Below are 8,284 nucleotides of genomic sequence, written 5' to 3' on the forward strand. Positions count from 1 at the left end.
CCCGTGGTTAAGTTTTCCTTTTTTCAGGGAGAACAGCATGAGCGATTTCAACCTCGGTCGCCGGCGCGTGATGCAAGTGGTCGGTGCCGGTCTGCTGATGCCGAGTCTGGCCCCGGCCGTGATTGCTTCGGTCAAGGACCGACCACAACTCACCGACGGCGTGCAGTCCGGCGACCTGCAGGGCGACCGGGCGATGATCTGGAGTCGCACCGACCGCCCGGCGCGGATGGTGGTGGAGTGGGACACCCGCAGTCAGTTCCGCCAGCCACGACGTGTCGTTTCTACGCTGGCCGATGCCCGCAGCGACTTCACCGCCCGCGTCGAACTTTCCGGATTACCCGCCGATCAGGCGATTTTCTACCGCGTGTATTTCAAGGACGCCCAGACCGGTGTTGCCAGTGAGCCGTGGCTCGGGCACCTGCGCAGTGCGCCGACGGCGCGGCGCAACATCCGTTTCGTCTGGAGCGGCGATACGGTCGGTCAGGGTTTCGGCATCAACCCGGATATCGGCGGCATGCGTATCTACGAATCCATGCGTTTGCGCCTGCCGGACTTCTTTATCCACAGCGGCGACACCATCTACGCCGACGGCCCGGTACCGGCGCAACTGACCACCGAAGGTGGCCGCGTATGGCGCAACCTCACCACGGAAGCCAAGAGCAAGGTCGCCCAGACCCTCGACGATTATCGCGGCAACTATCGCTACAACCTGATGGATGAAAACATCCGCCGTTTCAACGCCGAAGTGCCACAGATCTGGCAGTGGGACGATCATGAAGTGGTCAACAACTGGTCGCCGGGCAAACAACTCGACGAGCGCTATCAGGAAAAGGATATCCACACCCTGGTCGGGTGCGCGCGTCAGGCCTGGCTCGAATATTCGCCGATGCGCCGTCAGGCAGCGGACGGTGGCGGGCGGATTTATCGCAAGTTGAGTTATGGGCCGATGCTCGATGTCTTCGTGCTCGACATGCGCAGCTATCGCGGCGCCAACGATGACAATCTCGGGGCGGAAAAACCGTTCCTCGGGCGCGAGCAACTGAACTGGCTCAAGCGCGGATTGAAGGCCTCGAAAGCCCAGTGGAAAGTCATCGCTGCCGACATGCCGATCGGCCTGGGCGTGCCCGACGGTGAAGTCAGCCCCGGCGTGCCGCGTTGGGAAGCCGTGGCCAATGGCGATCCCGGTCCGGCTCAGGGCCGTGAGCTGGAAGTCGCGGAATTGCTTGGGTTCCTGCGTAAACATCAGGTGCGCAATTTCGTGTTCCTGACAGCGGACGTGCATTACTGCGCAGCCCATCACTATCACCCGGACCGTGCGGCGTTCCAGGATTTCGAGCCGTTCTGGGAGTTTGTTGCAGGACCCTTGAACGCCGGAAGTTTCGGGCCCAATCCGCTGGACAAGACCTTCGGCCCTGAAGTGGTGTTCCAGAAAGCGCCACCGACGCAAAACGCCTCGCCGTTTGCCGGTTTCCAGTTTTTTGGCGAGGTGAATATCGAGGGGCAGAGCGGGGAGATGAGCGTGGTGTTGCGGGATCTGAACGGGGTGGCGGTGTTTGAGCAGAAGTTGCAGCCGGTCTGAGTTCAGCGCAAACAAACTGTGGGAGCGAGCAGGCTCGCTCCCACAGGAATTTTGATGTCAGTAAACGTCGCGGCGGTAGCGCCCCTGTTCGATTAGACGTTCGACTTCTTCGGCGCCGAGGATGTCATGCAGGGCCAGGTCGACGCCTGAAGCCATGCCTTGCAGGCTGCCGCAGATGTAGATCACGGCACCGTCCGCCAGCCACTTTTTCAGTTCATCAGCCGATTCGCGCAAGCGATCCTGCACGTAGATCTTCTCGGCCTGATCCCGGGAGAACGCCAGGTCCAGTCGCGCCAGATCACCATTGATCAGCCACTCTTCCAGTTCCGTACGGCACAGGAAATCGTGTTCCCGATTGCGCTCGCCGAACAACAGCCACTGGCGCTGCTGGCCGTCGGCGATCCGCGCCTTGAGCAGGCTGCGCAGGCCGGCAAGGCCGGTGCCGTTGCCCAGCAGGATCATCGGCACCGGCTGGTTCGGCAGATGGAAGCCACTGTTGCGGCGTACCCGCAGGCTGATGCTGCCACCTACGGGAGCATGCTCGGTCAGCCAGCCGGAGCCGATGCCGAGGGTGCCGTCGCTGTGTTGTTCCTGACGCACGATCAGTTCCAGCACGCCGTCGGCAGCAATCGAGGCGATCGAATATTCGCGCATCGCCAGCGGCACCATCGCATCCACCAGCGCCTGAGCGTGCAGGCCCACCAGATGGGCGCGGTGCTCGGGCAACTGGCGGGAGGCGAGGGCCGTTTCCAGCGTCTCTTCCAGACCGTTGACCTTCACGGTGGTTTCGCCACGGATGCCCAGGCCGTCGAGGAAATGTTCGATGGCCCAGGGGCAGTTGCGCGGCAGTACTTCCACCAGATCGCCGGCCAGCCAGCTGCTGTTATCGGGGGGGCGTGAGTCCCAGCAGATAAACCGGCGAACCGCTGCTGTCAGGGTTCATCAATTCGCGGCGGGCCAGTGTCCAGTTGCTGTAGCTCGGTGCCTGCCAGGTGTCGACCGGTGTCTGCCCCGTGATCAGGCCGAGCTGGGTCTGCCAGTGCCGCAGCGCGTAGGGATCGCCGCTGTCGACTTCCACCGGGGCGAACAGGGTCGTGCCGCCATGTTCGCTCAGCCATTGATGCAGGCGTCGGGCGAAACCGCAGAAATGCTGATACTGGCGGTCGCCGAGCCCCAGTACGGAGTACTTGAGGTCGCCGAAAGCCGAGGCGCGACTCAGCACGTTGCGCTCGAAACCGCGAGCACTGTCCGGCGCCTCGCCGTCACCGAAGGTGCTGACCACGAACAGCGCGTTGTTTGATGCCTGCAGATCCTGTTCGCGGACATTCGCCAGCGGCTGGACCTTCACCGGCAAACCGGCGGCCTGCAACTGGCCGGCGGTCTGCCACGCCAGTTGCTCGGCAAAGCCGCTCTGGCTGGCGAAGCCGATCAGCCATGCCGGACCATCGCCCGCCGGCTGTTCGAGACCCTGACGGGCATCCTTTATCTGTTTTTTCTTGCGTCGGCGATCCAGGTACAGCAGCCATCCGGTGATGAAGAACAGTGGCATCAGTACTGACGCGACGGTCACGATGATCCGCCCGGCCAGGCCGAAGTAGCTGCCGACGTGCAGCGCGTAAATGCTGGTCAGCAATTGCGCCTTGAAGCTCTTGTCGGCGTAGCGGTCGACCCGTTTGACGACGCCCGTGGCCGGGTCGAGAGTGATCTGGTTGAGCGCACGCTCATGGGGAGAGCTGTCGAGCAGATAGAACACCGTCGCCGGTTGACCGGCCACTGGCGGCATGCGGATGTTGTAGGAGGCGAGGCCCGGACCTGCGGCGCTGTAGATGCTGAGCCACATGGCGGCGTAATCGGCGGTCGGCGCCGGGCCTTCGGGAGCCGGGCCACGACCGCCGCGCACGCGCTCGTTTTGCGGCGCATCCGACAGCAATTTTGTCAGGCCTTTGTTGTACCACTCGTAGGACCAGAACAGGCCGGTCAACGCCAGCAGCAAATAGACCAGCATGCACCAGGTGCCGAACACCGAATGCAGGTCCCAGTTGAAACTGCGGCCCTTTTTCTTCCAGTCCAGGGTCAGCCACACACGCCAGCTGTTCCACTGACGCGGCCAGCGCAGGTACAGGCCGGACAGGCAAAAGAACAACAGCATCAGGGTACAGGCACCGGTGATGTTGCGACCGGTGTCGCCCATGGCGAGGAAACGGTGCAGCTGCAGCATCAGGCCGAAGAAATCCTCGCCGGTGACATCGCCCCTGAACTCGCCGGTGTACGGATCGAAGTAGCGCATCTCGCCACGGCGCTCACCCTTTGCCGGGGTGAACCAGACCCGCGCCGCATTGCCGCTGTCGGTCTCGACCGTGAGCATCGAAACGGTCATGCCCGAGGCTGCCTGAATGCGCGCCACCAGCTCGGCGGGCGGCAGGACGCCGGCGACCTGTTTTTCCACTTGCAGGACCGACGGATTGAGCGCCTTCAGGATCTCGTCTTGAAACGAATAGGCGGCGCCGGTGATGCCCATCAGGGCCAGTACCAGCCCGGCGGTGATGCCAAAAAACCAGTGCAACTGGAACAGGGTTTTCTTCAACACGTCGCTTGCCTTGTCCGTCCGGAAATTGTTCTCACGGCGTGCATTATGCCGTGGGTTATCGAGAAACGTTCTTTATTGCGCACAAAAGCCCCGTTCAAGCGAATGAACGGGGCCTGGAACTTCCTTCTGCGATCAGAAGTGGAAGTTGGTGCTCAGCAATGCCGTGCGGCCCGCCGCCTGGTTGGCGAAGTGGGTCGAGAAGGCTTTGTCGTAGTAGGTTTCGTTGGTCAGGTTCTGCACGTTCAGTTGCAGGTCGACGTTCTTGCTCAGCTTGTAGGCCGCCATGGCGTCATAGCGAACGTAGGAATCGACCATGGTGGTGTTGGCCACGCTGCCGTACACGTCATCCACGTAGAACGCACCGCCACCGATGGTCAGCTTCGGCGTGACCTGATAAGTGGTCCACAGGCTGGCGCTGTTTTTCGGGGTGTTCGGCAGTTCGTTGCCGTTGTTGGCCTTGTTGGCCGGCAGGTCACCACCGTCAACCTGTTCGCTGTCCATGTAGGCGTAGCCGGCGAACACTTGCCACTTGTCGGTGATCTTGCCGCTGGCCGACAGTTCGATACCTTGCACGCGGGTCTTGCCGGCGTTTTCGTACGAGGTGGTATTCACCTGGACACGCGCGTTTTCTTTCTCGGTGCGGAACAGGTCGGCGGTCAGCGACAGGCGATCGTTCAGCAGATCCCACTTGGTACCGATTTCGTAGTTTTTGGTGGTTTCCGGCTCCATGTCGCTCTTGAGCAGGTTGCCGTTGCGATCCGGCGTGCCGCCCAGCGGGTTGCCTTCCTGGCCTTCACCCAGGGTGTTGCCCGGCGGTGTGGCGGATGTGGCGTAGGACGCATAGATGCTGCCGTTCGGTGCCGGTTTGTAGACGATACCGAACTGGCCGGTGACGAACTCGCTGGTGTCCGAACCTTTGGCGGTGGTGTTGCCGGCATTGGTGTAAGTCTTGTAGCCGGTTTCGAAATGGTCATAACGCAGACCCATGTTCACCAGCCATTGTTCGGACAGCTCCAGCGTGTCGAACGCATACAGGGCGTAGGTATCGGACTGGGTATCGGTGCCGGCGTAGTTGCGCGAGATCGCGCCGTTCCACGGATCGTTCGGGTTCGGGTTCGACAGCGAGGTGCAGTTGTAGCCGCTGGCGGCGCCGATCAGGCCCGGGTTGCAGTTGGTGGTCACGGCCGAGGTGCGCGGCGTGGTGTCGGTGTTGACGTTGTAGGAGGATTTGCTGCTTTCCTCGCGGGTGTACTCGACACCGGTGGAGAAGCTGTTCTTGAAGCCCGCCACATAGAAGTTGCCGAACAGGTCAGTCTGGTTGGTGGTGGTCTCGGTGTTGCTCACGCGAGTGTTAGCGCGACGCCAGACGCTGCCGTTGTTGACGTTGCCCTTGCTGTCGTCCGGCTGGGTCAGGATGTAGTCCTGCATGCTGGTGCCGTGACGCAGGGTGTTCCTGATGGTCAGCGAGTCGCTCAGGTCATGCTCGATGGCGAAGGTCGCGGTATCGGTGCGGCCCTTGCGGAAGTCGCGATCCAGACCGTAGAAATTGCTGTGGTCGCCGCCGGCGTACGGTTTGTCCGGGTTGGACTTGGTACGTGCCGCCGAGCCGCCGGCAGGGATGGTGTAAGGAATGCCCGAATCCGGGGTGTCGTTGCTTTCGAGATGGTAGTAGTCGAGGTTGACGCGGGTATCGGTGCCCAGGCCGAAGGCCAGGGACGGCGCGATGCCCCAACGGTCGTAGTCGACGCTGTCGCGACCGGCGACGTTGCTCTCGTGGCTCATCAGGTTCAGACGGCCGGCAGCGGTGTCGCTGAACTGGTAGTTGCCATCCATCGTGTAGCGCTGGGTCTGGTCGGAGCCCCAGGTGAATCCACCGTCGAAGGAATTGCCCAGGTGCGCTTTCTTGCTCACCAGGTTGATGCTGCCGCCAGCCGCGCCACGACCGCCGATGGCGGAGTTCGGGCCCTTGCTGACTTCGATGTTTTCCACGGCGAAGATCTCGCGGCTTTGGGAGCCGGTGTCGCGCACACCGTCGAGGTAAGTGTCGCCCTGGGCATCGAAACCGCGGATGAACGGACGGTCACCCTGCGGGTTGCCACCTTCACCGGCACCGAAGGTGATGCCCGGTACGGTACGCAGGGCATCCTGCATGTTCAGGGCGCCGGTGTCTTTCAGGACTTGTTGCGGAATGACGGTGACCGAGCGCGGTGTGTCGACCAGCGGCGCGGTGTACTTGGGCGAGGAGGCTTTTTCGACCTGGTAGGACGTCGGGTCCTGCGCTTCGCCGGTGATGGCGGTGGCGTCCAGGGCGATGGCATTGCCGGAGGCTTTGCTGTCGGTCTTTTCGTCGGCGAACACCATGTGGCCTGCGGAACCGGCGGTCAGCGCAACGCCGATGGCAGAGGCGAGCAGACGTGGTGAACTGACGGGTAATTGTGCGTGTTGACGTGACATTTTTATTCCCCTCCCCAAGGATTCGAGGCGGCGGAATATAGGGTAAACAGGTATTCGTATCAATTGCGAAATATTGTTATTCGCGACGAATTTACATTCTTTACAATTTATCCTTACGGTTTTTGCCGATTCATTCGTCTAGCGCGTTTTACACAGCCAATAAGAATCAATACCATTGCCGCCTCTTTGCCATCAGGTGACCCCGACATGCTGCTGCACATCCCCGCTCTGTTCGAAAAAGACGAAGTGCGGCGCATCCGCGAGGCTCTGGAGCAGGCCGACTGGGCCGACGGCAAGATCACCGCCGGCTATCAATCGGCCAAGGCCAAGCACAATCTGCAGCTGCCGGAAGGTCAACCACTGACCAAGGAAATCGGCGCGGCGATGCTTGAACGCCTGTGGAAAAATCCGCTGTTCATGTCGGCCGCGTTGCCGCACAAGGTATTCCCGCCGTTACTCAACTGTTACACGGCGGGCGGCAGTTTCGATTTCCACATCGACAACGCCGTGCGCCAGCCCAAAGGCAGCATCGAACGGGTGCGCACGGATCTGTCGGCCACGCTGTTCTTCAGCGAACCCGAGGATTACGACGGCGGCGAGCTGGAAATCCAGGACACCTACGGCACCCAGCGCGTGAAACTGCCGGCCGGCGACATGGTGCTGTACCCCGGCACCAGCCTGCACAAGGTCAACGCCGTCACCCGCGGCGCGCGTTATGCGTCGTTCTTCTGGACACAAAGTCTGGTACGCGAAGACAGTCAGCGCGCCTTGCTGTTCGAGATGGACGGTGCGATCCAGCAACTGACCCGGGATTTGCCCGATCACCCTTCACTGATCCGCCTCACAGGCACCTATCACAACCTGCTGCGTCGCTGGGTCGAGGTGTAAGTGGCGGACTTTCGTTTGCGCCGCGAGGAAGTCCTCGATGGCGAACGGCTCGCCGCCATGCTTGAAGAAAGCCCCGCACGTGCCGCCCAGGCCATTCTGATGGCGGCGGGTGAGGGCGTGCTGGAGGCGCAGGCGCTGCTCGGGCAAATCCTGCTCGATGGTCGCGGGATTGCTCAGGACCCGCCGTTGGCATTGCGCTGGTTCGCAATCGCGGCGGGTCAAGGGCACTTGATGGCGCGCAATATGCTCGGTCGCTGCCATGAACATGGTTGGGGATGCCTGGCGAATGCATCGATTGCCGCGCAGCACTATCGCATGGCGGCGGAAGCCGGCCTGGACTGGGCGATGTATAACCTGGCCAATCTGTTGGCCACCGGGCGCGGTGTGGCGGTTGATCATCTTCAGGCCTTGGCGCTGTATCAACGCGCAGCCGAGGCCGGTCATGCCAAGTCGATGAACCTGCTCGGGCGTTATCTGGAAGACGGGCAAGTGTGCCCGGCGGATCCGGCAGCGGCCCGTGACTGGTATCGGCGTTCGGCCGAGGGCGGTGATTTTCGCGGGCAGTTCAGTTACGCCGCGGTGCTGGCGGCTGAGGGGCGAGTCGATGACGCAATTGTCTGGCTGGAGAAAGCGCTGGCCGGCGGCAACCTGAATTTTCTGCGAGTGGCGAGCCAGACACTGGCAAGCGCAGCCGATCCGAAAATACAGGCGTTGGCGCAGGCGTACGCTCACCGTTGCGCCGAGTTGCAGAACACCTGAACCGCAGCCACAAAAAA

4 protein-coding genes and 1 pseudogene are annotated in these 8,284 nt (G+C 61.9%); 3 read left to right on the top strand and 2 right to left on the bottom strand.

Features of this window, described 5'->3' with window-relative positions:
* Window positions 1-37: 37 nt before the first annotated feature.
* Complete coding sequence (locus BBF94_RS16245; protein WP_065259997.1) at window positions 38-1,579, top strand: alkaline phosphatase D family protein; 1,542 nt, start codon at window positions 38-40, stop codon at window positions 1,577-1,579.
* Between the two features lie 57 nt (window positions 1,580-1,636).
* Here the strand turns inward: BBF94_RS16245 and BBF94_RS16250 are convergent.
* Window positions 1,637-4,166 (bottom strand): annotated as a pseudogene (locus tag BBF94_RS16250) (PepSY domain-containing protein).
* Window positions 4,167-4,298: 132 nt separating this feature from the next.
* On the bottom strand, window positions 4,299-6,620 hold the full coding sequence (locus tag BBF94_RS16255; RefSeq protein WP_065259998.1) for a TonB-dependent receptor: 2,322 nt from the start codon (window positions 6,618-6,620) through the stop codon (window positions 4,299-4,301).
* Between the two features lie 207 nt (window positions 6,621-6,827).
* On the opposite strand from BBF94_RS16255, the gene BBF94_RS16260 reads away from it, so the two are divergent.
* Together BBF94_RS16260 and BBF94_RS16265 are read left to right on the top strand one after the other, a co-directional pair.
* Complete coding sequence (locus tag BBF94_RS16260; protein WP_065259999.1) at window positions 6,828-7,508, top strand: Fe2+-dependent dioxygenase; 681 nt, start codon at window positions 6,828-6,830, stop codon at window positions 7,506-7,508.
* A complete protein-coding gene (locus BBF94_RS16265) occupies window positions 7,509-8,267 on the top strand; it encodes a tetratricopeptide repeat protein (RefSeq protein ID WP_225875064.1) in 759 nt (252 codons plus the stop codon). It begins immediately after the preceding gene.
* The last annotated feature ends 17 nt before the right edge of the window (window positions 8,268-8,284 follow it).

Source organism: Pseudomonas bananamidigenes, from assembly GCF_001679645.1.
In the GTDB taxonomy this organism is placed as follows: Bacteria; Pseudomonadota; Gammaproteobacteria; order Pseudomonadales; family Pseudomonadaceae; genus Aquipseudomonas; species Aquipseudomonas bananamidigenes.

Bases quoted from the DNA above. Each gene is read 5' to 3' on its own strand.
- BBF94_RS16245 (WP_065259997.1), top strand. From the start codon at position 38: ATGAGCGATTTCAACCTCGGTCGCCGGCGCGTGATGCAAGTGGTCGGT.
- BBF94_RS16255 (WP_065259998.1), bottom strand. From the start codon at position 6,620: ATGTCACGTCAACACGCACAATTACCCGTCAGTTCACCACGTCTGCTC.
- BBF94_RS16260 (WP_065259999.1), top strand. From the start codon at position 6,828: ATGCTGCTGCACATCCCCGCTCTGTTCGAAAAAGACGAAGTGCGGCGC.